Source organism: Streptomyces capitiformicae (assembly GCF_002214185.1).
Lineage (GTDB): Bacteria > Actinomycetota > Actinomycetes > Streptomycetales > Streptomycetaceae > Streptomyces > Streptomyces capitiformicae.
The window spans coordinates 4,656,604-4,682,356 of the sequence record NZ_CP022161.1 but is presented as its reverse complement, the minus strand read 5'-3'; the positions used below and the strand labels follow the sequence as shown (position 1 = coordinate 4,682,356).

The window sequence follows — 25,753 nt, the reverse complement described above, 5'->3', positions numbered from 1 at the left end:
GTCTGTCACTGCTCCTGCTGGTGCGGCCGGGTCGGGGGGAAGTCTGCGGTATCCGTGGTGTGTACGGCGAGGGTCCGGTCCGGATTCAGCCGTACGACGATGTGGCGGCGCCACTCGGCGTCGTCGCGCTCGGCGTGGTCCTCGCGCCAGTGGCAGCCCCGGGTCTCCTCGCGGAGCCGGGCGGCGGCGACCAGGACGCGGGCCACGCACAGGAGGTTGGTGGTCTCCCAGGTGTCGACGCCGGGTTCGGCGGTCTTGCCGTTCTCTTCGAGGGCGTCCCGGGCGTCCGCGTGCAGCCGGTCCAGGGCCGCGGCGGCGGTCGCCAGGGAGGCCTCGGAGCGCAGCACGCCGGCGCCCTCCGTCATGGTCCGCTGGATCGCGAACCGTACCTCCGGGGCGAGCAGCGGGTGCGCCGGGGTCTCCGCGTACGGGACGGGCTGGGGCACGCGCGCGTGGAGGCCGCTTTCGGCGTGGGCGGCGGCGATGTCGGTGACGATGCGCTCGGCGTAGACCAGGCCCTCCAGGAGGGAGTTCGAGGCGAGCCGGTTGGCGCCGTGGACGCCGGTGCAGGCGACCTCGCCGCAGGCGTAGAGGCCGGGCACGGTCGTACGGCCGTGGGAGTCGGTGCGGACGCCGCCGGAGGCGTAGTGGGCGGCCGGGGCGACCGGGATGGGCTCGGTGATCGGGTCGAAGCCGTTGGCGCGGCAGGCGGCGAGGATCGTCGGGAAACGGTGCTGCCACATGTGGGCGCCGAAGTGCCGGGCGTCCAGGTACATGTGCTCGGCGCCCTGTTCCTGCATACGGCGCATGATGCCCTTGGCGACGATGTCCCGGGGGGCGAGTTCGGCGAGTTCGTGCTGTCCGACCATGAAGCGGGTGCCGTCGGCGTCGACCAGGTGGGCGCCCTCGCCGCGTACCGCCTCGGAGACGAGGGGCTGCTGGCCCTCGGCGTCCGGGCCCAGGAACAGCACGGTGGGGTGGAACTGGACGAACTCCAGATCGCTGACCTCGGCGCCCGCGCGCAGGGCGAGGGCCACGCCGTCGCCGGTCGACACGGACGGGTTGGTGGTCGCGGAGAAGACCTGGCCCATGCCGCCGGTCGCGAGGACGACCGCGGGGGCATGGACGGCTCCCACGCCGTCGTGCTGGCCCTCGCCCATGACGTGCAGGGTTACACCGGCGGTACGGCCCTCGGCGTCCGTCAGGAGGTCCAGGACGAGCGCGTTCTCGATCGTGCGCAGTCCACGCGCGCGTACGGCCTCGACTAGGGCCCGGGAGATCTCGGCGCCGGTGGCGTCGCCGCCCGCGTGGGCGATGCGGCGGCGGTGGTGGCCGCCCTCGCGGGTGAGCTCCAGGCCGCCTTCCTCGGACTCGTCGAAGTGGGCGCCGGTCTCGATCAGGCGGCGTACGGCGTCGGGTCCCTCGGTGACGAGGAGCCGTACGGCGTCCGCGTCGCACAGGCCCGCGCCCGCGACCAGGGTGTCGTCCCGGTGCTGTTCGGGGGTGTCGCCCTCGCCGAGGGCGGCTGCGATGCCGCCCTGGGCCCAGCGGGTGGAGCCGTCGTCGAGGCGGGCCTTGGTGACGACGACGGTGTTCAGTCCGGCGGCCTCGCAGCGCAGCGCGGCGGTGAGGCCGGCGACGCCCGATCCGACGACCACGACGTCCGCGTCGATGGACCAGCCCGGTGCGGGGGCGGGCAAGCAGGGGCGAGCGCGAAGCGCTCTCGTTCGAGGGTGGTGGTGGGCGACGGGCGGGCGTATGCCTGTGGTGGTCACGAGGCGGCTCCGAAGGTCAGGGGGATGTTGTCGATCAGCCGGGTCGTCCCCACCCGGGCCGCGACGGCGAGGACGGCTTCGCCGGTGAAGTCGTCGGGGATGTCGGTGAAGTCGGAGGGGTCCACCAGGGCCAGGTAGTCCAGCTCCAGCGGCGGCTTCATGCGCAGGGCCTCGTCGAGGACGAGGCGTGCGGCGGCGCGGACGGCGGCCGGACCGCCGGGGGCGGCCTTCGCCATGGCGTGGGCGTCGGCGGCCGCGCGGGACTCGCCGATCGCGCTCAGGGCCTCGGCACGCGCGCGCGTGGCGGGCACTTCGCGGGCACGCGCGCGGAGGGCCTCCTGGGCCGCGTGCCGGTCGCGGCCCGCGAACAGGGCCTTGGAGAGGGCGAGGGCCGTTCGCCGCTCCTCGGCGGACAGGTAGCGGTTGCGGCTGGACAGGGCCAGGCCGTCGGCTTCGCGGACGGTCGGTACGGCGACGATCTCCACGCCGAAGTTCAGATCGCGGACCATGCGGCGGATCAGGGCGAGCTGCTGGGCGTCCTTCTGGCCGTAGAGGGCCAGGTCGGGGCGGGTGAGGTGCAGCAGTTTGGCGACGACGGTGAGCATGCCGTCGAAGTGGCCGGGGCGGGCGGCGCCCTCCAGGCGTTCGCCCATGGGGCCCGCGGTGATGCGGACCTGGGGTTCGCCGCCGGGATAGACCTCGTCGACCCAGGGGGCGAACACCACGTCGGCGCCCGACTGTTCGGCGAGTTTGACGTCGGCGTCCAGGGTGCGCGGGTAGCGGTCGAGGTCCTCGCCCGCGCCGAACTGGAGGGGGTTCACGAAGACGGTGACGACGACCTCTCCCTCCCGGCCCGCGAGCTCGCGCGCGGTGCGGATCAGGGTGGCATGGCCCTCGTGCAGTGCGCCCATGGTCATCACGACGGCGCGACGGCCCGCACGCGCGCGTGCGGGCAGTTCGTCGGCGGTGCGCAGCACAGTGGTGGTCATCGGGCGTTCCCCTCGGTCCCGTCGGTCCCGGTGATCGGGTTCGTCCCGCCCGCGAGTACCCCGAGGAGGTCCTCGGCCAGCTCCGGTTTGAGCAGACCGTGGGCGAGGGCCCGGTCGGCGGTCGCGCGGGCCATGGCCAGATATCCGGCGACGGTCGCCGGGGCGTGCGCGCGCAGCTCGGCGACATGCGCGGCGACCGTGCCCGCGTCGCCGCGTGCGACAGGGCCGGTGAGGGCCGCGTCGCCCGAGCGCAGGGCGTTGTCCAGGGCGGCGCCCAGGAGCGGGCCGAGCATGCGGTCGGGGGCCACGACACCGGCCGTGCGCAGCAGTTCCATGGACTGGGCGACCAGGGTCACCAGGTGGTTGGCGCCCAGGGCGAGGGCCGCGTGGTAGAGCGGGCGGTTCTCCTCGGCGATCCACTCCGGTTCGCCGCCCATCTCGATCACCAGCGCCTCGGCGGCCAGCCGCAGCTCGTCGGGTGCCGTGACCCCGAAGGAGCACCCGGCGAGCCGCTGCACGTCCACCGAAGTGCCGGTGAACGTCATCGCGGGGTGCAGCGCCAGCGGCAGCGCCCCGGCCCTGAGCGCGGGGTCCAGCACCTTCGCGCCGTACCGCCCGGAGGTGTGCACCAGCAGCTGCCCCGGCCGTACGGAGCCGGTCTCGGCGAGGCCCTCGACGAGGCCCGGAAGGGCGTCGTCCGGGACAGTCAGCAGGACCAGGTCCGCGTGGCGCAGCACATCGGCGGGGGGCATGAGCGGCACGTCGGGCAGCAGTTCGGCGGCGCGGCGTCTGGAGGCGTCGGAGACCCCGGAGACGGCCACCGGGCGGTGCCCGGCGAGTTGCAGCGACGCCGCCAGCGCGGGACCCACGCGGCCGGCGCCGACGACGCCGACGGTGAGCCGCGCGGGGCGGTCCTTCGGCTCTGGTTGCTGGAATGTACTCACTCGGTGGTGGCCTTCCCGTTCCAGTCCGCTCTGGGTACCGGACGATTTCTCGTCATGTTAACGCGATTGGTTCGAGGGTCGATCGGTTGTCCACAGGCTGTGGGTTTCGGTGGGGAGTGTCCGCAGGTCACGGGCGTACGAAAACCGAGTGCCCGGGGGATGCGGCGCGGGGGATGATCCGGGGATGACTGACACGGCGGAAGAGACGCCCGAGACGTCCGTGGGGACACCTGTGGAGACACCCGAGGAATCCTTCCAGGAGTCCGCAGCCGCGATGAGGTCCAAGCGGCGCCGGGTCGCCCACCGGGCCGCGGAGCGCGTGCTGGCGCGGACGAGCGCCCTGGCCACGATCCGGGAACGGCTGGCCGTGCTGGACGGGGCCGGGGACGTGTACGACCTGGACGAGTCGGCGGACCTGTACGGCAACGGGGTCGTCGAGGCCCTGGAGGAGCGGACCGCCGCGCTGCTCGGCATGGAGGCCGCCGCGTTCTTCCCCACGGGCACGATGGCCCAGCAGGTGGCCCTGCGCTGCTGGGCGGGCCGTACCGGGAACCCGGCCGTGGCCCTGCACCCGCTGGCCCACCCCGAGATGTACGAGCGGCACGCGTTCAGCCAGGTCAGCGGATTGCGTCCGATCCGACTGACGAGCGAGCCACGGTTGCCCACCGCCGACGAGATACGCGGCCTGGACGAGCCCTTCGGGGCGCTGATGCTCGAACTGCCCCTCAGGGAGGCCGGTTTCGTGCTCCCCTCGTGGGAGGAGCTGACCGAGGTCACCGAGGCGGCACGCGAGCGCGACGCGGTGGTCCACTTCGACGGGGCCCGTCTGTGGGAGTCCGTCACCCACTTCGGCCGCTCCGTCGACGAGATCGCGGGCCTCGCGGACAGCGTCTACGTGTCGTACTACAAGTCCCTCGACGCCTACGGCGGTGCCGCGATCGCCGGCCCGAAGACCCTGATCGACGAGGCGAAGGCCTGGCGGCACCGGTACGGCGGCCAGCTCTTCCAGCAGTTCCCGACCGTGCTGTCGGCCCTCGTCGGCCTGGAGCGGGAGCTGCCCCGGCTGCCGCAGTACGTGCGCCACGCGCGCGTGGTGGCCGCCGCGCTGCGCGAGGGGTTCACGGAAGCGGGAGTGCCGTGGGTGCGGGTGCATCCCGAGGAGCCGCACACCAACGAGTTCCAGGTCTGGCTGCCGTACGACGTCGATGTCGTCACGGAGGCCGCGGTCCGGCAGGGCGAGGAGACCAAGGCGGTGCTGTTCGCCCGCCCTTGGGACAAGGGCGGGCCGGGGCTGGCCGTCACCGAGGTGGAGGTGCGGGCCGCGGGACTCGAGTGGTCGGCGGAGGACGTGCGCGAGGCGGTCGCGGACTTCGTGGCACTGGTGGAGAAGGTCGGCCGCGAGGAGTGAGTAGTCGGCCGCAAGTCGCGGGTGAGGGCGGCCGGTTCGCGTGGTGGCTCAGCGGAGGGCGTTGTCAGTGGTGGGGTGCACCATGAGGGCATGAGTATGCGCATCGACATCACCGGGCTGCGGCGGGAGAGGGTGGCCGTCGTGCCCTCGCCCCTGGCCGAGCTCGGCATGGCGCTGCATGTGCTGGCCGAGCCGGGGCATCATCCGGGGCGGCAGGGCTGGGTGACGGGGGTGACCGCCCGGCTCGACGCGCATCTCGCCGACCGGATGTGCGAGGCGGACTTCCTGTGGCGCACGACGTTCTCGGACCTGTTCATGCCGTTCGCCGGTATCCCGGGCCGGGAGGCCCTCCCGGGCGAGACGCTCGCCGACGACCTGGATCTGCTGGACAAGTTGACGGAACAGCAGTTCGCGGACGCCGGCATGGAGTTCGTCTGCACGCCGGGGTACGACTCGCAGGCGCGCGGCGTGCTGTCCGACCCCGACAGGCGCGGGCTGGCTCTGGAGCTGGCCGCCGCGCGCGGGCCGCGGCAACTGCGGTTCGCCCGGCGGCTGCTGGCGGACCCTCCCGGTGTGCGGGCCTGGCTGCGGCAGTTCCTGGAGGACTGCGACGAGGCCTTCTTCGCCGAGACCTGGTCCCGGCTGCACCACTCCCTCGCGGCGGACGCCCGCCACAAGACCGAACTGCTGCGGCGCAAGGGCCTGGCCGAGGCGCTGGCCGCGGTCTCGCCCTCGATCACCCTGGACGGCGTCGAGGGCGCGGGGCGGATCACCGTGGACAAGCTGGTCGAGAGTCGTACGGCCACCGCCGACGGCGGTCTCCTGCTCATCCCGACCAGCCTCGGCCGGCCCCACCTCACCGTGCTGCACCGGTACGGCTGGCAGCCGGTGATCCAGTACCCAGTGAGCGCGGCCGAGCCCGCCGCCCCGCCCTCGGTCGAGCAGCTCGCCCTGCGCATGACCGCGCTGTCCCACCCGGTCCGGATGCGCCTGTGCCGCAACCTGGCCCGCAGCGCGTACACCACGGGCGAGTTGGCCCAGATGCACGGCATGACACCGCCGGAGATATCCCGGCACCTGGCCGTGCTGAAGAAGGCGGGGCTGCTGACGACGCGCCGCCGCGGACGGTACGTACTGCATCAGCTGGATGTGGCTGTGGTGGCCCGGGTGGGGAGCGACTTTCTGGAAGGGGTGCTGAGGTAGGGGCGGGGCGAGCCGCAGGCCCGACGTGTTCAGGTCTGTCCCCCGGCCCGCACCAGCCCCGTCTCGTATGCCAGCACGACCACCTGGACGCGGTCGCGCAGGCCCAGCTTGGTGAGGATGCGGCCGACGTGGGTCTTGACCGTGGCCTCGGAGAGGACGAGACGGGCGGCGATCTCGCCGTTGGACAGGCCCTGGGCGACGAGGATCATGACCTCGCGTTCGCGTTCGGTGAGCCGCTCCAGTTCCTTGTGCCCGGGTTCCGTGCCGGTGCCCGGCAGCATCGGGGCGAACCGGTCGAGCAGACGCCGCGTGGTGGAGGGCGCGACGACCGCGTCACCGCTGTGCACGGAACGGATCGCGGCCAGCAGTTCGCCGGGGGGCACATCCTTGAGCATGAAGCCGGAGGCGCCGGCCTTCAGCCCGGAGAAGGCGTACTCGTCGAGGTCGAAGGTTGTCAGGATGAGCACCTTCGGCGGGTTGGGCTCCGCGCAGATGCGGCGGGTGGCCTCGACACCGTCCAGCTTCGGCATACGGACGTCCATGAGTACCACGTCCACCTCGGTCGACCGCACCACCTGGAGTGCCTCGACGCCGTCGCCCGCCTCCGCCACGACCTCCATGTCCGGCTGGGCCGCCAGCACCATCCGGAACCCGGTGCGCAGCAGCACCTGGTCGTCGACGAGCATCACGCGGATCGCCATCGGGGTCCTCTTCCGTGTCCGTTACAGTTCGTTACAGGTGTCAGCGAGTGGCATGACCGTGTCAGTGCGCGGGCTTCAAGGGCAACAGGGCGCTGATCCGGAAGCCGCCGCCGGGGCGGGGGCCCGCGTCCAGCGTGCCGCCGACCATACCGACGCGCTCACGCATCCCGATGAGCCCGTGGCCCTGACCGTCGGCGCCGCCCTCCTCGTACAGCTCGTGGGGCGCGCCCTTGCCGTCGTCCTCGACGAGCAGGCCGAGGCCGTCGTCGAAGTAGACCAGCCGGACGCTCGCGCCCGCGTTCGGGCCGCCGTGCTTGCGGGTGTTGGTGAGGGCCTCCTGGACGATGCGGTACGCCGTCAGCTCCACACCGCTGGGCAGCGGACGCGGGGTGCCCTCGATCTTGAAGTCCACGGGGAGCCCGGCGACCCGGCACTGCTCGACGAGATCGTCGATCTGCTCGACGTCGGGCTGCGGGACGTACTCGCCGACCTCCTCGTGCTCGCCGGTGCGCAGCACACCGAGCAGGCGGCGCATCTCGGCGAGGGCCTGGCGGCCGGTGGAGGAGATGGTCTCCAGGGCCTTCTTCGCCTGGTCGGGGGCGGCGTCGAGAACGTACGCGGCGCCGTCGGCCTGGACGACCATCACCGAGACGTTGTGCGCGACGACGTCGTGCAGCTCACGGGCGATCCGGGCGCGCTCGGCGGCGACCGCGACCTTGGCCTGCGCCTCGCGCTCCTTCTCCAGACGGGCCGCGCGCTCCTCCAGCTGGGCGAAGTACGCGCGGCGGGTGCGCAGGGAGTCACCGAGCACCCAGGCCAGCGCGAACGGCACGGTCAGGACCACCGCGAGCACCGCGTTGCCCAGGGTGCTCGTCTCGTCCCTGTACCAACGCACCTGCGCCAGCGACGCCGCGCAGAGGCCGCCGGCCAGGGCGAACCAGGAGGCCCAGCGGGCGCCGTTCGCCGCGACCGTGTAGATGACCACCAGCATCGCGAAGTCGGCCGGGATTCTCGGCACGTCGAGGATCAGCTGCGCGATGCCCGCGGCGGCGGCCAGCACGAGCATCTCCTCGGGCATGCGGCGCCGCAGGGCGATCGACAGGCAGAGCGCGAGTGTGATCACGGCGAACGCTGTCTCGTTCATGTCCGTCGCGTAGTCCGGGTCGATCGTTCCGCCCACCACGGTCATCCCTAGCAGGACGACGGCCCAGAAGCTGTCGACCCATGTCGGGTGCCGGCGGAGGAAGTCATAGAGGCGCTGCACGTAACCCAGCGTAGGGAAGCGCGGTGTGTGTAGGGGTCAACCGGAGGGTCGATCCGTGACCGGGCCGCGTACTCCCCAAGGTGGAGGCGCCTAGCCTGGGGTGGTGACTGATCGCCTACTGGCTCGGGATGACGGGGCGCGGCCTTGGCGGGACGCGGTCCAGGAGGCGCTGTACGGCCCTGGTGGCTTCTACCGGCGGCCCGAAGGCCCCGCCGGGCACTTCCGGACCTCCGTGCACGCGTCCCCGCTCTTCGCCTCGGCCGTGGCCCGGTTGCTGTGCCGCGTCGACGAATCGCTGGGGCAGCCGGACGAACTGGTCTTCGTGGACATGGCGGCCGGGCGGGGCGAGCTCGTGACTGGGGTGCTGGCCGCGCTCCCCTCCGGTGTGGCTGCCCGCACGCGCGCGTACGCCGTCGAAATCGCGGACCGACCCCTCGCCCTGGACCACCGCATCGAGTGGCTGGCCGAGCCTCCGAAGGGGATCACCGGGATGCTGTTCGCCAACGAGTGGCTGGACAACGTGCCCGTGGACGTCGTCGAGGTGGACGCGGCGGGCGTGGCGCGGCTGGTTCTCGTGCGGCCGGACGGGAGTGAGCGGCTCGGGGAGCCCGTCGGCGGGGAGGCGGCGCGGTGGCTGGGGCGTTGGTGGCCGCCGGGCCCGGAGGAGGGGCTGCGGGCCGAGGTCGGGCTGCCCAGGGACCTGGCGTGGGCCGGTGCCGTGGCGAGTGTCGCGCGGGGGCTCGCCGTGGCCGTCGACTACACGCACCTCGCGGGCGCCCGGCCGCCCTTCGGGACGCTCACGGGGTTCCGGGAAGGACGGGAGACCGCGCCCGTGCCGGACGGCTCGTGCGACATCACCGCGCATGTGGCGCTCGACGCGTGTGCGCTGCCGGGTGCGCGGCTGCTGACCCAACGGGACGCACTGCGCGCACTGGGCGTCACCGGAGGCCGTCCCCCGCTGTCCCTCGCCACCACCGACCCGACCGCGTACGTACGGGCCCTGGCGGGCGCCGGAGAGGCCGCCGAGCTCACCGCACCGGGCGGGCTGGGCGACTTCGGATGGCTGGTCCAGCCGGTGGGAATGCCCAACCCGCTCGCCGGGTAACGCGAGCCGTCGGTTGGGCTTGTCGCTACTTGTCGATGTCTCCCACCACGAAGAACAGCGACCCCAGAATCGCCACCATGTCGGCCACCAGCGTCCCCGGCAGCAGCTCGACGAGGGCCTGGATGTTGTTGTACGAGGCGGAGCGGAGCTTCAGCCGGTACGGGGTCTTCTCGCCCTTGCTGACGAGGTAGTAGCCGTTGATGCCGAGCGGGTTCTCGGTCCAGGCGTAGGTGTGGCCCTCGGGGGCCTTGAGGACCTTGGGGAGGCGCTGGTTGATCGGGCCGGGCGGGAGTTCCGCGAGGCGGTCGAGGCAGGCGTCGGCGAGGGCGAGGGAGTTGTGGGTCTGCTCCAGGAGGCACTCGAACCGGGCGAGGCAGTCGCCCTCGTCCCGGGTGACGACCTTCAGGACGTCCTGGAGCTCCCCGTACGCCAGGTACGGCTCGTCGCGCCGCAGGTCGAAGTCGACGCCGGAGGCGCGGGCGATCGGGCCGCTCACCCCGTAGGCGTGCACGGTCTCCGGGGCGAGGACGCCCACGTCCCGCGTACGGCCGCGGAAGATCTCGTTGCCGAGGACCAGGTTGTCGAAGACGTCCATCCGGGAGCGGACGTCCGCGATGGCGGCACGCGCGCGTGCGGTCCAGCCCGCCGGGAGGTCCTCCTTGAGACCCCCGACCCGGTTGAACATGTAGTGCATGCGCCCGCCGGAGATCTCCTCCATGACCTCCTGGAGTTCCTCGCGCTCCCGGAAGGCGTAGAAGACCGGGGTGATGCCGCCGAGCTCCAGCGGGTAGGAGCCCAGGAACATCAGATGGTTCAGGACCCGGTTCAGCTCGGCGAGCAGCGTGCGCATCCACACCGCGCGCTCGGGAACCTCCATACCGAGCATGCGTTCGACACCGAGGACGACGCCCAGCTCGTTGGAGAAGGCGGAGAGCCAGTCGTGGCGGTTGGCGAGCATGATGATCTGGCGGTAGTCGCGCGCCTCGAAGAGCTTCTCCGCGCCCCGGTGCATATAGCCGATGACCGGCTCCGCGTGCGTGATGCGCTCACCGTCGAGGACGAGCCGCAGCCGCAGCACCCCGTGCGTGGACGGATGCTGCGGCCCGATGTTGAGCACCATGTCCGTGCTCTCGGCGGCACCGCCGATACCGACCGTCGTCTCTCTGGTCTCCGTCGGGGGAGTCATGAACACAGTCTGTCGTACGTACGCTGGCGGAATGGAGACGGGGACCTTGGAAGACGATGACGACATCGAACGTACGGACGACAGCGGCACTGAACGTCCGGACGAGGGCACGGAGCGCAGGACGGAGCGCAGGGACGGCGAGCCGGTCTGGATCGGGCTGCCGCCCGGACTGTTGCGGATGAGGCGGCTGTTGCTGGTGGTGTGGCTGGGGGCCCTCACCATCGGTACGGCCGCACTGCTGGGCTGGCTGGCCGGCCCACCCTGGGCGGCCTTCGCCCTGCTGCCGCTGGGCCTGCTGCTGTGGGGCTGGCCAATGCTGGGCCGCAACTGGCGCTCGTGGCGGTACGCCGAGCGGGCGGACGACCTGCTGATCAGCCGGGGCGTGCTGTGGCGTGAGGAGACCGTCGTGCCGTACGGGCGCATGCAGCTGGTCGAGGTGACGTCCGGGCCGATCGAGCGGCACTTCGGGCTGGCGAGCGTGCAGCTGCATACGGCCGCGGCCGCCACCGACGCCCGTATCCCCGGGCTCGACCCGGCGGAGGCGGAACGGCTGCGCGACCGGCTCACCGAGCTGGGCGAGGCCCGATCGGCGGGCCTGTGAGCACCGCTCCCGGCACCGAGCCCGGCACCGAGCCCGCGGTCCGCGACGCGAAACCGGTCGTCGAGCACCGGCTGCACCCCGTGACGCCGCTGCGGCGGGCCTGGGCGCCCATAGCCGTGGTCATCGGCTGGGCCGTGCACGATCCGGACGGGGCCCAGCGGCAGCTCACCCGGCTGACCACGACCACCCTGCTCCTCGGGATAGCTGTCCTCGTCCCCGCCGCCGCCCTGTACGGCTTCCTCACCTGGTGGTTCACCCACTTCGCGGTGACCGACAGCGAACTGCGCATCCGTACCGGCCTGGTGTTCCGCCGCACCGCGCACATCCGCCTCGAACGGATCCAGGCCATCGACGTCACCCGGCCACTGCTGGCCCGGATCGCGGGCGTCGCCAAACTCAAACTCGACGTCGTCGGCACCGACAAGAAGGACGAACTGGCGTTCCTCGGCGAGGCCTACGCCCGCGCCCTACGGTCCGAACTCCTCGCCCGCGCGGCCGGTTTCGCCCCCGAGACCGCGCACGAGGTCGGCGAGGCGCCGGTACGGCAACTGCTGAAGGTCCCCACGGGCGTACTGGCCGTCTCGCTCGTGCTCACCGGTGGCACCTGGGGGACCCTGGTGGCCGCGATCGTCGTCCCCTCCGTGCTGTGGATCGCCACGGAGAGCGTGTGGACCGTCCTCGCGACCGCCCTGCCGCTGCTCGGCGCGGCCGGTGCGAGCACGGTGGGGCGGTTCGTCGGGGAGTACGACTGGACGGTGGGTGAATCCCCCGACGGCCTCCGCATCGACCACGGCCTCCTCGACCGGGCGCACGAGACGGTGCCGCCCGGGCGCGTGCAGACCGTACGGGTCGTCGAGCCGCTGCTGTGGCGGCGGCGCGGCTGGGTACGGGTCGAGCTGGACGTGGCCGGTTCCTCGAACTCCGTCCTCGTACCGGTCGCGCCGCGCGAGGTCGCCGAGTCGGTGATCGCGCGGGTGCTGCCGGGGGTGACCGTGCCGGACAAGACGGCGCTGGTACGGCCGCCGGGGCGGGCCCGCTGGTGCGTGCCGCTCTGGTGGAAGGGCTACGGACTCACCGTCACCGACACCGTGTTCGCCGCCCGGCACGGGCTGCTGCGGCGCCGGCTCGATCTCGTACCGCACGCCAAGGTCCAGAGCGTACGGCTGGCGCAGGGCCCCTGGGAGCGGTTCAAGGGCCTCGCCGACGTCCACGTCGACACCGGCGCCAACAAGACGGTGACCGCCCGCCTGCGCGACGCCACGGAGGCGGCGGAACTCCTGCGCACCCAGGCGGAACGCTCCCGCACGGGCCGCCGGGAGGCCCGGCCGGACAGGTGGATGGCCTAGGTGTTCTGTCCACGGAGGTTGGTGACGCAGGTCTCGGCTGAGGGATCTTGAAATGGGTGAGGGCCCTCTGGCTCGGTGTGGATTGCGAGATCTGCACCGGCGACCAGAGAGGCCCTCGTGCCCCACCGTAATGCACCCCTGACCGAGACCGGACGACTGCGGCTGGCTCGCTGCGTCGTGGACGACAACTGGCCCCTGCGGCGGGCCGCAGAACGCTTCCAGGTCTCCGTGAGCACGGCCAAGCGATGGGCCGACCGCTACCGGCAGCACGGCGAGGCGGGCATGGCCGACCGATCCAGCCGCCCGCATGCCAGCCCACGGCAAACCCCGACGCGTACCGAGCGGCGGATCATCAAGGTCCGCGTGCTGCGCCGCTGGGGACCCGCACGGATCGCAGGCCTGCTCCGTCTGGTGCCCTCCACCGTGCACCGGGTGCTGACCCGCTACGGCCTGGCCCGCCTGACGCACCTGGACCGGGCCACCGGCCGCGTCATACGCCGCTACGAACGCGCCAGGCCCGGCGAGCTGGTGCATGTCGACATCAAGAAGCTCGGCAACATCCCCGACGGCGGCGGCCACAAAGTCCTCGGCCGCCAGGCGGGCCGCAAGAAGCGTTCCGGCGCCGGCTACAGCTACCTGCACACCGCCGTCGACGACCACTCCCGCCTGGCCTACAGCGAGATCCACGCAGACGAGAAGAAGGAGACCGCTGCCGGCTTCTGGAACCGGGCCCAGGCATACTTCGCCTCCTGCGGAATCACCGTCGAACGCGTCCTGACCGACAACGGCTCCTGCTACACGTCCCGCCTCTGGCGCGACACCCTCACCGCGGCCGGGATCACCCACAAGCGCACCCGGCCCTACCGGCCCCAGACCAACGGCAAGGTCGAACGCCTCAACCGCACCCTGCTCGACGAATGGGCCTACGCCCGCCCCTACCGCACAGAGACCGAACGACGCGAGGCATTCCCCCGCTGGCTGCACACCTACAATCACCACCGCGGACACACCGCACTCGCAGGCAAACCACCCGCCAGCCGCGTCCCCAACCTCACAGGGCAATACACCTAGCTAGGGCGTGTTGCGAAAGTCCCGCCTGCTGCCCTCCGGGCGGACGACGGGACTTTCGCAACACGCACTAGCCGCACATCGCTGCGGGCAGTCGTGCCGCTGGGGCGATGGGGGTGCCTCCCGCTCGAGCGGAGCCGAGAGTGGGGGAGGGTGGGCGCAGCGGCACCTCGTAGCGCCGAGTTGCGCAGCCGCCCCCGCCCAGCCCCGGCTTGCCGAACCCTCCGACCATGGCTCAGGACGCCGCCGTACGCAGCCCCTGTAGGTCGATCTGTTCCGTCTCGTCGTGGGCCGTGAGGTCGATGACCTGCCCGATCCCCCGGGACGCCTCGTCGATCCGCTTGAACTGGGCCTCGGACTCGGCCTTGTGCAGCGCGAGGGCCTCCTGGCCGACCACGTCGGCGAGGTCCTCGTTCTGTACGGCCTCGATGGCGTCCGCTTCCTTCTGTGTACCGAAGAAGTCGAACCGGCCCTCGATGGCCGCCCGCCGCTGCGGTGCCATCGGAACGACGGCCACCGCGGTCGGCACGGTGAAGTGACCGGCCGGCCGCACGGCAGGCAGCGCGGATTCCACGGACCGCGCCGGAACGGGCTCGGCGGCGGCCGCGTGCTCACGCCCGTCGACCGCCTCGGACTCCCCCTCCGGTTCGTCCGCCTCCGCGGTGACAACGGGCACCGGCTCCGCCTCGGCCTCGGCGGAACGTCCCTGCCGGGTCCCCCCACCGGTCGGCCCGTCCGGGTCGCCCTTGGGGGAACCGTCCTTGCCGGAACCCCCCTTCGACGACAGCGCCTTGACGGGCGCCTCGGCGGACTCGTCGTCGGCTTCGTCGTCGGACTGGTCAGCGGACTCGGACTCGGACTTGGCCTCGGCCGCGTCCTCCTCCCCAACCTCTACGCCGGCCTCGACCTCGGCGTCGGCCTCGACCTCAGCGCCAGAGACAGCCTCGGTCCCAGCCTCCGCGTCGAAAACGCCCTCAGCCCCGTCCTCCTCCTCGGAGTCCAGGGAGCCCTCGGCGTCGTCCACCGACTCCCGCTGCTTGATGATCCGCTCCAACGCCGAGTTCGCCCGCAGGAACAGCGCGGAACCGGCCGGAGAGAACACGGCAGGGATCGACTTCTCGACCTCGGCGCCTTCGTCAACGCCCTCGGCCTCGGCCTCCGCGTCGTCCGAGGCAGCCACAGCCTCATCCTTCGCCGCCCAAGGCGCCCCCTGCACGGGAACCCCCTGCGGCGGCACCGGCGAAGCCTGGGACGCGGCTGTCCCCCCGGCCGGCAGCGCCGGCGCGTCCTCGGGAGCCGTCGCCTCGATCTCCAACAGGCGGCGCCCCTCCAGGGCGCTGGCCCGCTCGGTCTCGGCGGTGGCGTACCGGCGCAGCAGCGCGGCGTGCTCGTTGCGAAGGTTGGCGAGTTCGGCGCGCTTGGCGCGCAGCTTGTGCTCCAGCTTGGTGCGCAGTTCGCGCGACTCGTCGAGGTCGGTCTCCAGTTCGGCGATCTTCTCCTCGTGCCGCCACTCGTCGCTCGCCCGCGCGCGCGTGAGGTCCGCGACGCGTTTTCCGGCCTCGACGTCCCAGCGGCGCATGACGGCGGCGCCCACGGCCGCGGTCGCCGCGGCGACGGCGGCGCTGACCCGGAGCACCGCCGGCTCGGAGAAGACCCAGGGCCCGAGAGCGCAGACGAGCGAGACGCCTGCGATCGCCGTGGGGGGCAGCAGCCTGTGCAGAGGCGGTGAATGGCGGTGACGTCCACGTGGCATGGCCAGAAACTTACCGCGCGTAGGCGAATGATGGAGCCCCGGGCCGTAAAAACTCAGCCGCCTCCCAAGCTCTCACAGGCCCTCACTGACTCCCTCACCGCCACGCCAGCAATGCGCCCACCGGCGACTCCTCTACTGGATCAACTCCTTAGAATCCAGATACACCTTGGCCACTTCGGCCTCTTTCCGGTGCCGTCGAATTCCGCAAGCGCCACCGGCGTATTCGAGAAGCCCTCCCCAAGCCCTCCCCAAGCCCTCCCGAAGCCCTCCCCGGCTGGTCGTCACCGGTCGCCGAGCCGCCCGCTGATCCACTGCAACGTCGCCGGAATCTCCCGCCGCCAGGTGTTGAAGTTGTGTCCGCCGCTGTCGAGGATGATCGACGAGACACGCGTCGGCTCCTTCCCCTTCACCAGTTCGATGAACGTCAGCGTGGCCTTGTAGTTGGTCTCCCCCTGCTTACTGCTGGTGACCAGCAAAGAGGTGTCGGGCGCCGGCCGGTGCTTCAGGTACCAGAACAGATCGGCCTCGTTCTTCAGCGTCTTGTTCCCCTGGAAGAGATCGCCGGTGGTCGCGTCGATCGGCGCCTTGTAGTACGGCGAGAGGCCCGCACCGGCAGCGTACGTACCGGGGTGGTGGAGGGCGAGTTTCAGCGCGCAGTACCCGCCGGTCGAGTCGCCGATGATGCCCCAACTCCCGGGTTTCCGACCGACCCTGTAGCGGTGGCCCACGGCGTCCGGCAGGTCCTTGGCGAAGAACGACTCGGTCCGCGGCCCGCCCGGAATGTCCACGCACTCGGTGTCGCGCGGCGGCGCCACCGTCGGCCGCAGCATGACCAGGATCATCGGCTGCGCCTTGCCGTGGCGGGCCAGCTTGTGGGCCGTCTGCGGAAAGTGCAGGCCCTTGATGAGCGCCTTGGCGGTACCCGGGTAGCCGGTGAGGACCACGGCGGCAGGAAAGGTGCGGGTGCGGTACTCGGGCCGGAAGTACTCCGGCGGCAGATACACGTACGCGGGGGTCGCGATCCGTGTCGTACGGCCGACGATCTCCACCTTCTGGATCTGGCCGCCGACCTCGGGGCGGGCGCCCCCGGCCACGTCCACCTGATGGGTGTCGACGACCCGCAACGGTCCGCCGGTGTCGGCGCCGTCATGGTCGACGACCACGCCCTGGCCGTTCTCCCGGCCGAGGAGGTCGGCCCAGCTGGCGTAGAACCCGAAGGCCTGGTTCGCGAAGAGACCGACCGCGGCGAAGACGGCGACCTGCGTGGCCAGCAGCACGCCGATCCGCCCGCCGACGGCCCGCCAGCCGTTGCGTGCCAGCCGCGGCCACAGCCATACCGTGCCGATGAACAGCAGCACGGCGGACAGCACCGCCAACGCCAGCACCTTGTTGCTCGTAAGACCCATCGGGTAGTCCCCGCCGTCCTTTCTTTCCCTGTTTTTCCCTGCCCTTTGGTTCAGCTTTCCGATGGAGAGTGAACCTCCGCCCCGAAGCCACCGTCCTAGAGGGCGCAATGTCGCCGGATGCCGGAAAAGGCACCGGATCCAAGCTCTCCAGCGGAACTAGCGGAACCACGGGATGCGATGTCTGTCAGGACAGATGGGGAAATATCGGGTGAGGTTCCGGTCCGGTCGGGCCGGCTCCCGTCGAGCGCCGTCCGGCGTGTGAACAACGTCGTGCGCGGCGCGATTCAGGGCGCGCTGCGCGGGCCACGCCCCGAGGCGGTGCCCGCGCTGGTCGCCCGGGCCTGCGCGTTCGTCGGGCTCGTGGACGTCGCCGCGGGCGTCTTCCCCCGCTTCCGGCACAGCCGTATGCACACGCTGGCCGAGGTGCTGCCCGGCGCGCTCGGCCCGTTCGCGGCGGCTCTGTCGCTGAGCGCGGGCGTCCTGCTGCTTCTGCTCGCCCACGGCCTACGACGGCGAAAACGGCGGGCGTGGCGAGCGGCTGTCCTGCTCCTCCCGGCAGGGGCGATCGCCCAGTTCACCTACCGTCACTCGCTCATCGGCGTCCTCATCTCCCTGGCCCTGCTCATTCCACTGCTGCGCCACCGTGACCAGTTCGCCGCCCTGCCCGACCCGCGCAGCCGCTGGCGGGCGCTCACCAACTTCATGCTGCTGGGCGCCGGTTCGATCGTCCTCGGCCTGGTCGTCGTCAGCGCCCACCCGCGGCGCATGATCGGCGACCCGAGCCTCGCCGCCCGCCTCGAACACGTCATCTACGGCCTGTTCGGCTTCGAGGGTCCGGTCGGCTACACCGGCAACACGTCCTGGACGGTGGCGTTCTCCCTCGGCGCCCTCGGCCTGCTGACCGCCATCACCACCATCTACCTGGCCTTCCGCCCCGAGCACCCGGCGGCCCGGCTCACCGCCGACGACGAGGCCCGGCTGCGCGCCCTGCTCGACCGGCACGGCGGCCGCGACTCCCTCGGCCACTTCGCGCTCCGCCGCGACAAGGCGGTCGTGTTCTCGCCGAGCGGCAAGGCGGCGGTGACGTACCGCGTCGTCTCCGGCGTGATGCTCGCCAGCGGCGACCCGATCGGCGACGTGGAGGCCTGGCCCGGCGCGATCGAACGCTTCATGGACGAGGCCAGGGCCCACTCCTGGACCCCGGCCGTCATGGGCTGCTCGGAGACGGGCGCCGAGGTGTGGACCCGCGAAACCGGCCTCGACGCCCTCGAACTGGGCGACGAGGCGGTGGTGGACGTCGCGGATTTCTCCCTCACCGGGCGCGCGATGCGCAACGTGCGTCAGATGGTCAAGCGCATCGAGCGGCTCGGTTACGAGACCCGGGTACGGCGCGTCCGTGACCTCGGCGAGGGCGAACTGGACCAAATCCGCCGCGCCGCCGAGGACTGGCGCGGCACCGACACCGAACGCGGCTTCTCCATGGCGCTCGGCCGCATCGGCGACCCGTCCGACGGAGACTGCCTGATCGCCACCGCCCACAAGGCCGATGAGAACCCCGGCGAGTACGGCGACCTGAAGGCCGTACTCCACTTCGTCCCCTGGGGCCCCGACGGCGCCTCCCTGGACCTGATGCGCCGCGACCGCTCGGCGGACCCCGGCATGAACGAACTCCTCATCGTCGCGGCCCTCCAGGCCGCCCCCCGCCTGGGTGTGAAGCAGGTCTCCCTGAACTTCGCGATGTTCCGCTCGGCCCTGGCCCGCGGCGAGAAGATCGGTGCCGGTCCGGTCCTGCGCGCCTGGCGCGGCCTGCTGGTCTTCCTCTCCCGCTGGTTCCAGATCGAGTCCCTGTACAAGTTCAACGCCAAGTTCCGCCCCCGCTGGGAGCCCCGCTTCGTCGTCTACGCCGCCTCCCGCGACCTCCCCCGCATCGGCCTCGCCGCCATGCAGGCCGAGGGCTTCGTCAACCTGACCCTCCCCCGCGCCCTGCGCCGCCGCACAAAATCCCCGGCCCCGTGCACCCACGCACTGCCGGACCACGGCATGAGCGAACACGGGGTACGCGCGGCCTAGCCCGGCCGCACCTGAACAGACCTGAGCGAGGGCCCCACAACTACCCCGTGCCCGGGGCCCTCGCTCAGGTCGAAGACAGTCGTTCGAAGAGCGGCGTGACTCGAAGAACCGACGAACAGCGGTCGCCCGACAGCTCTACGCCGCCCGCGCCGCGCCCCCGTTGTTGTCGTCGTCCTCCGGAAGCTTGCACACCCGCTCCAGGAAGAAGGCGGCCACTATGACGCCGATGCCCGCGACGACGGAGAAGCCGGCGTAGATGGCCTGGTCGCGACGGGCCGGAACCTCCAGGTGCTCCAGGAGGAAGGCGCCGACGCCGCCGTACACCCCGGCGACGAGGGCGGCGACCAGGGCGCTGGCCTGCCCGAACACGACCGCGCGGGCGGCCATCAGGGGGTCGACGCCCTTGGCGTCCGGCCGGCGCTCCCGCTGGGCCTTGAGCCGGGTGCGGATCGACAGTGCCGTGGCCGTGAGGACGGCGGCGATCAGGGCGAGGACGATGGGTGCGGCCAGCGGGACGCTGGGCAGGGTTCCCACCGAGTTCCACAGCCGGGCTCCCGCCCAGGACAGCACCCCGGCCACGACGAACACCGTGGCAAGCGTCCTGATGCGCAGCTCTTTCACGATGCCCCTTCGGTGAGCCAGGCGGTCCGACGGCGTCGGGGGACGACCCCGACCCGGTAGACCTTAACGACTACGCGGGCAGTTGAAGTTCCAGGTCGGCGCGGGGCGACACGCCCGCCCGGGTGACGTCGGCGAGGAGCTCCGCCACGGCGCCTCTCCCGGGAAGCTGTGCCTCGGGCTCCACGTCGTACCAGGGGGCGAGGACGAACGCCCGCTCGTGCGCGCGCGGGTGGGGCAGGGTCAGCACCGGGTCGTCGGAGACCACGTCGGCGTAGGCGACGATGTCCACGTCGAGCGTGCGCGGCCCCCACCGCTCGTCCCGTACGCGGTGGAAGGCCTCCTCGACGGCCTGGGCGCGCTCAAGGAGGGACGACGGCGGCAGTGTGGTCTTCAGGACGACGACCGCGTTGAAGTAGCTCGGCTGGCTGCCGGGCGCGACGCCCCACGGCTCGGTCTCGTACACCGGCGAGACCGACTTGATGCGGAGGCCGGGGGTGTCCTCCAGGGCGTCGATGGCGCCCTGAAGGTTCTCCAGGCGGTTGCCCAGGTTCGAGCCGAGGGAGATCACGGCCCGCCGGGGGTTGTGCAGGGTCGTGTCGGCCTCGTCCACCTTCTGCACGACGGAGGCGGGCACCGGCTGTACGGTCGGGTCGCTCTGACCCTCGGTGAAGAACGCGGTCATACTCGGCTCCGGGTGATGGTGACGGTCACGTCGTCGAAGGGGACCGTGATCGGCGCGTTCGGCTTGTGGACGCTGACCTCGACCTCCTGGACCCCGTCATGCTTCAGACAGGCCTGGGCGATGCGCTCGGCGAGCGTCTCGATGAGGTTCACCGGCTCGCCCTCGACGATCCCCACGACCTCCTCCGCCACGATCCCGTAGTGCACGGTCTTCGCCAGGTCGTCGTCGGCCGCGGCCGGTCGGGTGTCCAGGCCCAGCGTCAGATCCACGACGAAGGTCTGGCCCTCCTCGCGTTCGTGCGGGAACACACCGTGGTACCCACGGGCCCTCAGGCCGCGCAGCGCGACACGATCCACGCGAATCACTCCTGCAATCGTCGGTATCGACCGATGTCTTCCGTGTGCGGGCGGCGCACCGGCCACTCTCGAATCTACCTGCGGGCACTGACAGCACCGCCCACCAAAGGCCTGTGGTGCGCCCCTGTACAGGCAGGGTTCATCGAGCGTTTTCCCCGGGAAACACGGCAGCTCACGGGTCGGATGCCGCGTATACCCGCGGTCCCGTGTTCCCAATCACTTTTCCGCCCGCGAAGAACACCCGCCCCCTCAGGAAGGTGATGCGTCGCCCTCGTCGCTGTCGGATTCGGTCAGTACGGGAGAGGCATGGTGCGACCAGAGTTTCCACCCGTCGGCCGTGCGCCGGAACAGGTTCGTGGCGACGACCAGCTGTCCCACGAGCGGCCCCAGCTCATTGCTGCCGTCCGGTGCCGGGCCACCACTGAGGATGTTCTCGGTACAGGTCACCAGGGCGGTGTCGCCCGTGACCGAGACATGCACGTCGGTCAGGAAGAACTGGATGTACTCGGTGTTCGCCATGATCAACGCGTACGACCGCAGCACCTCGCCACGGCCGGTGAGCACCGGCCAGCCGGGGTGCACGCAGGAGATCACGCCGGTCTCCGCCGGGTCGTGGTACTCCTCGTCGACGCCCAGGTCGGCGGGGTCCAGCCAGAGCGAGGAGAGCGTGTCGAAGTCGCCCTGTTCCAGCGCCTCGTAGAAGGCCGTGTTGGCGAGTTCGACCTGTTCGACGTCGGTGTGGGCCGAGCTCACCGCTCCCGGGCCCCTTCGATCGCGCGGGCGACGCGGACCGCGTCGGCGGTGGCGCGCACCTCGTGCACGCGGACCGCCCAGGCGCCCTGCTGGGCGGCCAGGGCCGATACGGCGGCGGTCGCGGCGTCGCGTTCCCGCGCGGGCGGCGGGGAGCCCTCCGGCCCCGCCAGGACACGGCCGAGGAACCGCTTGCGGGAGGCGGCGACCAGCAAGGGGTGGCCGAGGCCGTGCAGCCGGTCGAGGTGGGCGAGGAGGACGAGGTCGTGCTCGGCGTTCTTGGAGAAGCCGAGACCCGGGTCGACGACGATGCGGTCCGGCGCGACACCGCCCTCGCGAACGGCCTGCACGCGCGCGTGCAGTTCGTCGACGACCTCGCGGACGACATCGTCGTACACACCCTTGACGTTGCCGCCCTCCAGGAAGCCGCGCCAGTGCATGACCACGAAGGGGGCACCGGACGCCGCTACGACGGGGATCATCGCGGGGTCGGCGAGGCCACCGCTGACGTCGTTGACGAGGGCGGCGCCGGCCGCGAGTGCCTGTTCGGCGACGGAGGCGCGCACGGTGTCCACGGAGACGGTGACGCCCTCGGAGGCCAGGCCCTTCACGACGGGGATGACGCGCTTGAGTTCCTCGGACTCGTCGACACGGGTGGCGCCGGGACGGGTCGACTCACCGCCGACGTCCACCAGGTCCGCGCCCTCGCCGACCATGTTCAGCCCGTGCTTGACCGCCGCCGTGGTGTCGAACCAGCGTCCGCCGTCCGAGAACGAGTCCGGGGTGACATTGACGACGCCCATGACCGCGCAACGGTCCCACACGGGCAGCCCAGCCACTTGGCCGCGCCGGTTCTGGTTGCTCATGGACCAAGCCTAGGCCCACTGGTAGTCGTGGTCCGCCGCTCCCGGTGTGCGGGGCAGGTCAGTGGGCCATGATGAGGCTCATCGCCTCGTTACGGGTCGCCGCGTCGCGCAGCTGTCCCCGGACCGCCGACGTTATGGTCTTCGCGCCGGGCTTGCGGATGCCCCGCATCGACATGCACATGTGCTCGCACTCCACGACCACGATCACGCCGCGCGGCTCGAGGATCTCCATCAGCGAGTCGGCGATCTGCGTGGTCAGCCGTTCCTGCACCTGCGGCCGGCGGGCGAAGACGTCCACCAGCCGGGCCAGCTTGGAAAGGCCGGTGATCTTGCCGCTGGTGGACGGGATGTATCCGACGTGAGCGACGCCCCGGAACGGCACCAGATGATGCTCACAGGTGCTGTACACCTCGATGTCCTTCACGAGCACCATTTCGTCGTGCCCGATGTCGAACGTCGTGGTCAGCACGTCCTCCGGCTGCTGCCACAGGCCCGCGAAGATCTCCCGATACGCCCGAGCCACCCGCCCCGGTGTCTCCCTCAGCCCCTCCCGGTCCGGGTCCTCTCCGACCGCGATGAGCAGCTCTCGTACGGCGTTCTCGGCGCGCTTCTCGTCGAACTCGCCGATGGTGCCCTCGCCGTCCAGCGTCACGGGGTCGGTCATGTGGTGCCTCGCTCCTGAGCCTGCGACGCATACGGATTACGCGTCTCGCATACGGCCATACGACAATGCCGCGCCCCCCAGGCTAGAACCAGGGGGGCGCGGCATCCATTCCGGGCCTGGTGAGGCGGCCGGGGCCGAGAGCGGGGGCTCTCGGTGGCCGGATCTCACCGGGGTGTCAGCTCTCGGGACGCTCCTCCGGGACGGCGTCGACGGCGGCGGTGTTGGCGGTGATCGCCGGGGTCGCGCCGTTGGCGCCGTTCGTCAGTGCGAGCTCCTTCGGGGAGAGCACCGGCGGGCGGGTGGAGGGGGTGCGGCGGGAGGAGCCGGTCCAGGCGGGCCGGGGTGGACGCTTGACGATGGGGGCGAAGATCTCGGCGATCTCCTCCTTGCCCAGCGTCTCCTTCTCCAGCAGCTGAAGCACCAGGTTGTCGAGGACGTCGCGGTTCTCGACCAGGATCTCCCAGGCTTCGTTGTGCGCGTTCTCGATGAGCTTCTTGACCTCTTCGTCGACCAGCGCGGCGACCTCTTCCGAGTAGTCGCGCTGGTGGGCCATCTCACGTCCGAGGAACGGCTCGGTGTTGTCGCCGCCGAACTTGATGGCGCCGAGACGCTCGGTCATGCCGTACTGGGTGACCATCGCGCGGGCCAGGTTCGTGGCCTTCTCGATGTCGTTCGCGGCGCCGGTGGTCGGGTCGTGGAAGACCAGTTCCTCGGCGGCGCGGCCACCCAGCATGTAGCCCAGCTGGTCGAGCATCTCGTTGCGGGTGGTCGAGTACTTGTCCTCGTCCGGCAGAACCATGGTGTAGCCGAGGGCGCGACCGCGGGACAAGATCGTGATCTTGTGGACCGGGTCGGAGTTCGGGGAGGCCGCCGCGACCAGGGCGTGACCGCCCTCGTGGTACGCGGTGATCTTCTTCTCCTTGTCCGACATGATCCGGGTCCGCTTCTGCGGGCCCGCGACCACGCGGTCGATCGCCTCGTCCAGCATCTGGTTGTCGATCAGCTTCTTGTCGCTGCGGGCCGTGAGGAGCGCGGCCTCGTTCAGCACGTTGGAGAGATCGGCACCCGTCATGCCGGGGGTGCGGCGGGCGACGGCGGACAGGTCGACGTCGGGCGCGACCGGCTTGCCCTTCTGGTGGACCTTGAGGATCTCCAGACGACCCTGCATGTCCGGGCGGTCGACGGCGATCTGCCGGTCGAAACGGCCGGGACGCAGCAGCGCCGGGTCGAGGATGTCGGGGCGGTTCGTCGCGGCGATGAGGATCACACCGCCCTTGACGTCGAAGCCGTCCATCTCGACAAGGAGCTGGTTCAGGGTCTGCTCCCGCTCGTCGTGACCACCGCCGAGGCCGGCGCCGCGATGGCGGCCGACCGCGTCGATCTCGTCGACGAAGACGATCGCCGGGGCGTTCGCCTTGGCCTGCTCGAACAGGTCACGGACTCGGGAGGCACCGACACCGACGAACATCTCGACGAAGTCGGAACCGGAGATCGAGTAGAAGGGGACACCCGCCTCGCCCGCGACGGCGCGCGCGAGCAGCGTCTTGCCCGTACCGGGCGGGCCGTAGAGCAGCACGCCCTTGGGGATCTTGGCGCCGACCGCCTGGAACTTGGCGGGCTCCTGCAGGAACTCCTTGATCTCGTGGAGTTCCTCGACGGCCTCGTCCGCACCCGCGACGTCGGAGAACGTCGTCTTCGGGGTGTCCTTGGTGATGAGCTTGGCCTTGGACTTCCCGAAGTTCATCACTCGGGAGCCGCCGCCCTGCATCTGGTTCATCAGGAACAGGAAGACGACCACGATGAGGACGAAGGGGAGCAGCGACAGCAGGATGCCGACGAAAGCGTTCTGCTTGGTCGGGGAGACCGTGTAGCCGTCGGGGATCTGCTTGTTCTGGAACTTGTCCTGCAGCGTGTTCGCGAGGGTCACGCCCTGATCGCCGATGTAGCTCGCCTGGATCTTCGAGCTGCCCTCGATCTTCTGACCTTCCTTGAGCTGGACCTTGATGGTCTGCTCTTCACCGGTGGTCAGCTTGGCCTCTTGGACCTTGTTGTCATTGATCGCCTGGACGACCTGGCCCGTGTCCACCGTCTTGTAGCCGCCGGACGAGCCGACGACCTGCATCAACACGACCACGGCAAGGACGGCCAGCACGATCCACATGACCGGCCCACGGAAGTATCGCTTCACGTCCATCCATACGGAGCGGTGCCGCCCCGTCCCTCCTGCCATAGTGAGTTTGATAAAGACTGTTCTTCGGACGGTACCCCAGCATTGTCACCCGAAGCCGCATGGGAGCCGCTCGGGACTGATGGCAATCCCGTCCTCGCATGCTCCAACGGCGCGAAACCCGCTGGGGTTCCCGAGCGTCTTAGGAAGACTGGCCCGTCGTCGTGACGAGGACGACACCTGCCTCGTGACGAGGGTGTTTCAGCCGCCGTAGACGTGGGGCGCGAGCGTACCGACGAACGGGAGGTTGCGGTACTTCTCGGCGTAGTCGAGGCCGTAGCCGACGACGAACTCGTTGGGGATGTCGAAGCCGACCCACTCCACGTCGATGGCGACCTTGGCGGCGTCCGGCTTGCGCAGCAGCGTGCACACCTTGAGGGAGGCGGGCTCGCGGGAGCCGAGGTTGGAGATCAGCCAGGACAGGGTCAGGCCGGAGTCGATGATGTCCTCGACGATCAGGACGTGCTTGCCCTTGATGTCGGTGTCGAGGTCCTTGAGGATCCGCACCACGCCGGAGGACTGGGTGCCCGCGCCGTAGGAGGACACGGCCATCCAGTCCATGGTGACCGGGGTGGACAGCGCCCGGGCGAGGTCCGCCATGACCATCACGGCGCCCTTGAGGACTCCGACGATGAGCAGGTCCTTGCCCGCGTACTCCGCGTCGATCTTCGCGGCCAGCTCGGCCAGCTTCGCGTCGATCTCTTCCTTGGTGATGAGTACCTCTTTGAGGTCGGTACCCATGTCTTTCGCGTCCACCCGCATCACTTT

General features: G+C 71.0%; 23 protein-coding genes. 7 read left to right on the top strand and 16 right to left on the bottom strand.

What is annotated here, in order from left to right:
- Positions 1-5: 5 nt before the first annotated feature.
- The 3 genes from CES90_RS20885 to CES90_RS20875 are packed head-to-tail and all read right to left on the bottom strand — an operon-like array spanning position 6 to position 3,708.
- Positions 6-1,760 (bottom strand): L-aspartate oxidase, encoded by a 1,755-nt coding sequence (locus tag CES90_RS20885; RefSeq protein ID WP_373313503.1) that lies wholly within the window; start codon positions 1,758-1,760, stop codon positions 6-8.
- A gap of 11 nt (positions 1,761-1,771) precedes the next feature.
- The gene (gene panC / locus CES90_RS20880; protein WP_189785581.1) at positions 1,772-2,764 is read right to left on the bottom strand and encodes a pantoate--beta-alanine ligase; all 993 of its coding nucleotides are present in this window, start codon (positions 2,762-2,764) and stop codon (positions 1,772-1,774) included.
- Positions 2,761-3,708 carry a Rossmann-like and DUF2520 domain-containing protein gene (locus CES90_RS20875; RefSeq protein WP_189785580.1) on the bottom strand — a complete coding sequence of 316 codons (948 nt, stop codon included), beginning with the start codon at positions 3,706-3,708 and terminating at the stop codon, positions 2,761-2,763. The genes panC and CES90_RS20875 overlap by 4 nt, the downstream gene beginning before the upstream one ends.
- 184 nt (positions 3,709-3,892) lie before the next feature.
- Here CES90_RS20875 and CES90_RS20870 point away from each other — a divergent pair, with 184 nt between their 5' ends.
- Positions 3,893-5,116, top strand: coding sequence for a threonine aldolase family protein (locus CES90_RS20870; RefSeq protein WP_189785579.1), 1,224 nt, complete (start codon positions 3,893-3,895; stop codon positions 5,114-5,116).
- Between the two features lie 90 nt (positions 5,117-5,206).
- Positions 5,207-6,319, top strand: a complete 1,113-nt coding sequence (locus tag CES90_RS20865; protein WP_189785578.1) for a DUF5937 family protein — start codon at positions 5,207-5,209, stop codon at positions 6,317-6,319.
- 29 nt (positions 6,320-6,348) lie between these two features.
- Here the strand turns inward: CES90_RS20865 and CES90_RS20860 are convergent, their stop codons facing one another.
- Positions 6,349-7,020, bottom strand: a complete 672-nt coding sequence (locus tag CES90_RS20860) for a response regulator transcription factor (protein WP_189785577.1) — start codon at positions 7,018-7,020, stop codon at positions 6,349-6,351.
- Between the two features lie 61 nt (positions 7,021-7,081).
- Positions 7,082-8,284 carry a sensor histidine kinase gene (locus tag CES90_RS20855; protein ID WP_189785576.1) on the bottom strand — a complete coding sequence of 401 codons (1,203 nt, stop codon included), beginning with the start codon at positions 8,282-8,284 and terminating at the stop codon, positions 7,082-7,084.
- A gap of 103 nt (positions 8,285-8,387) precedes the next feature.
- Between CES90_RS20855 and CES90_RS20850 the strand changes: the two genes are divergently transcribed.
- Complete coding sequence (locus CES90_RS20850; RefSeq protein ID WP_373313501.1) at positions 8,388-9,389, top strand: SAM-dependent methyltransferase; 1,002 nt, start codon at positions 8,388-8,390, stop codon at positions 9,387-9,389.
- Between the two features lie 25 nt (positions 9,390-9,414).
- Here the strand turns inward: CES90_RS20850 and CES90_RS20845 are convergent, their stop codons facing one another.
- Entirely contained in the window at positions 9,415-10,575 is a 1,161-nt protein-coding gene (locus tag CES90_RS20845) for an NADH-quinone oxidoreductase subunit D (RefSeq protein WP_189785574.1), read from the bottom strand.
- A 31-nt stretch (positions 10,576-10,606) separates the two neighbouring features.
- On the opposite strand from CES90_RS20845, the gene CES90_RS20840 reads away from it, so the two are divergent.
- The 3 genes from CES90_RS20840 to CES90_RS20830 all read left to right on the top strand — a co-directional run bounded on the left by CES90_RS20840 (position 10,607) and on the right by CES90_RS20830 (position 13,593).
- Positions 10,607-11,176 carry a PH domain-containing protein gene (locus CES90_RS20840; RefSeq protein ID WP_229914116.1) on the top strand — a complete coding sequence of 190 codons (570 nt, stop codon included), beginning with the start codon at positions 10,607-10,609 and terminating at the stop codon, positions 11,174-11,176.
- Positions 11,173-12,522: a PH domain-containing protein gene (locus tag CES90_RS20835; protein WP_189785573.1), complete on the top strand. Its 1,350-nt coding sequence runs from the start codon at positions 11,173-11,175 to the stop codon at positions 12,520-12,522. Before CES90_RS20840 ends, CES90_RS20835 begins: the two co-directional genes overlap by 4 nt.
- A gap of 117 nt (positions 12,523-12,639) precedes the next feature.
- Positions 12,640-13,593 carry an IS481 family transposase gene (locus CES90_RS20830; RefSeq protein ID WP_189785572.1) on the top strand — a complete coding sequence of 318 codons (954 nt, stop codon included), beginning with the start codon at positions 12,640-12,642 and terminating at the stop codon, positions 13,591-13,593.
- A 232-nt stretch (positions 13,594-13,825) separates the two neighbouring features.
- Here CES90_RS20830 and CES90_RS20825 read toward each other — a convergent pair whose 3' ends face one another.
- The gene (locus CES90_RS20825) at positions 13,826-15,343 is read right to left on the bottom strand and encodes a prolipoprotein diacylglyceryl transferase (protein WP_189785571.1); all 1,518 of its coding nucleotides are present in this window, start codon (positions 15,341-15,343) and stop codon (positions 13,826-13,828) included.
- 281 nt (positions 15,344-15,624) lie between these two features.
- Positions 15,625-16,749 carry an alpha/beta hydrolase gene (locus CES90_RS20820; protein WP_189785570.1) on the bottom strand — a complete coding sequence of 375 codons (1,125 nt, stop codon included), beginning with the start codon at positions 16,747-16,749 and terminating at the stop codon, positions 15,625-15,627.
- Positions 16,750-16,950: 201 nt separating this feature from the next.
- Here CES90_RS20820 and CES90_RS20815 point away from each other — a divergent pair, with 201 nt between their 5' ends.
- Positions 16,951-18,819, top strand: a complete 1,869-nt coding sequence (locus CES90_RS20815) for a phosphatidylglycerol lysyltransferase domain-containing protein (protein WP_373313502.1) — start codon at positions 16,951-16,953, stop codon at positions 18,817-18,819.
- Between the two features lie 135 nt (positions 18,820-18,954).
- On the opposite strand, the gene CES90_RS20810 is transcribed toward CES90_RS20815, so the two are convergent.
- From CES90_RS20810 to hpt, 8 genes are all read right to left on the bottom strand, one after another.
- A complete protein-coding gene (locus CES90_RS20810; RefSeq protein WP_189785568.1) occupies positions 18,955-19,440 on the bottom strand; it encodes a DUF3180 domain-containing protein in 486 nt (161 codons plus the stop codon).
- A 70-nt stretch (positions 19,441-19,510) separates the two neighbouring features.
- Positions 19,511-20,122, bottom strand: coding sequence for a 2-amino-4-hydroxy-6-hydroxymethyldihydropteridine diphosphokinase (folK, locus tag CES90_RS20805; protein ID WP_189785567.1), 612 nt, complete (start codon positions 20,120-20,122; stop codon positions 19,511-19,513).
- Complete coding sequence (gene folB / locus CES90_RS20800; protein ID WP_149829232.1) at positions 20,119-20,478, bottom strand: dihydroneopterin aldolase; 360 nt, start codon at positions 20,476-20,478, stop codon at positions 20,119-20,121. Before folB ends, folK begins: the two co-directional genes overlap by 4 nt.
- Positions 20,479-20,727: 249 nt before the next feature.
- Positions 20,728-21,231, bottom strand: a complete 504-nt coding sequence (locus CES90_RS20795; RefSeq protein WP_189785566.1) for a nuclear transport factor 2 family protein — start codon at positions 21,229-21,231, stop codon at positions 20,728-20,730.
- Positions 21,228-22,094, bottom strand: coding sequence for a dihydropteroate synthase (gene folP, locus CES90_RS20790; protein WP_189785565.1), 867 nt, complete (start codon positions 22,092-22,094; stop codon positions 21,228-21,230). The genes CES90_RS20795 and folP overlap by 4 nt, the downstream gene beginning before the upstream one ends.
- A gap of 58 nt (positions 22,095-22,152) precedes the next feature.
- Complete coding sequence (gene folE / locus CES90_RS20785; protein ID WP_189785564.1) at positions 22,153-22,758, bottom strand: GTP cyclohydrolase I FolE; 606 nt, start codon at positions 22,756-22,758, stop codon at positions 22,153-22,155.
- Between the two features lie 175 nt (positions 22,759-22,933).
- Positions 22,934-24,952, bottom strand: a complete 2,019-nt coding sequence (gene ftsH / locus CES90_RS20775; RefSeq protein ID WP_189785624.1) for an ATP-dependent zinc metalloprotease FtsH — start codon at positions 24,950-24,952, stop codon at positions 22,934-22,936.
- 234 nt (positions 24,953-25,186) lie between these two features.
- Positions 25,187-25,747, bottom strand: a complete 561-nt coding sequence (gene hpt, locus CES90_RS20770) for a hypoxanthine phosphoribosyltransferase (RefSeq protein WP_149829228.1) — start codon at positions 25,745-25,747, stop codon at positions 25,187-25,189.
- Positions 25,748-25,753: the final 6 nt, after the last annotated feature.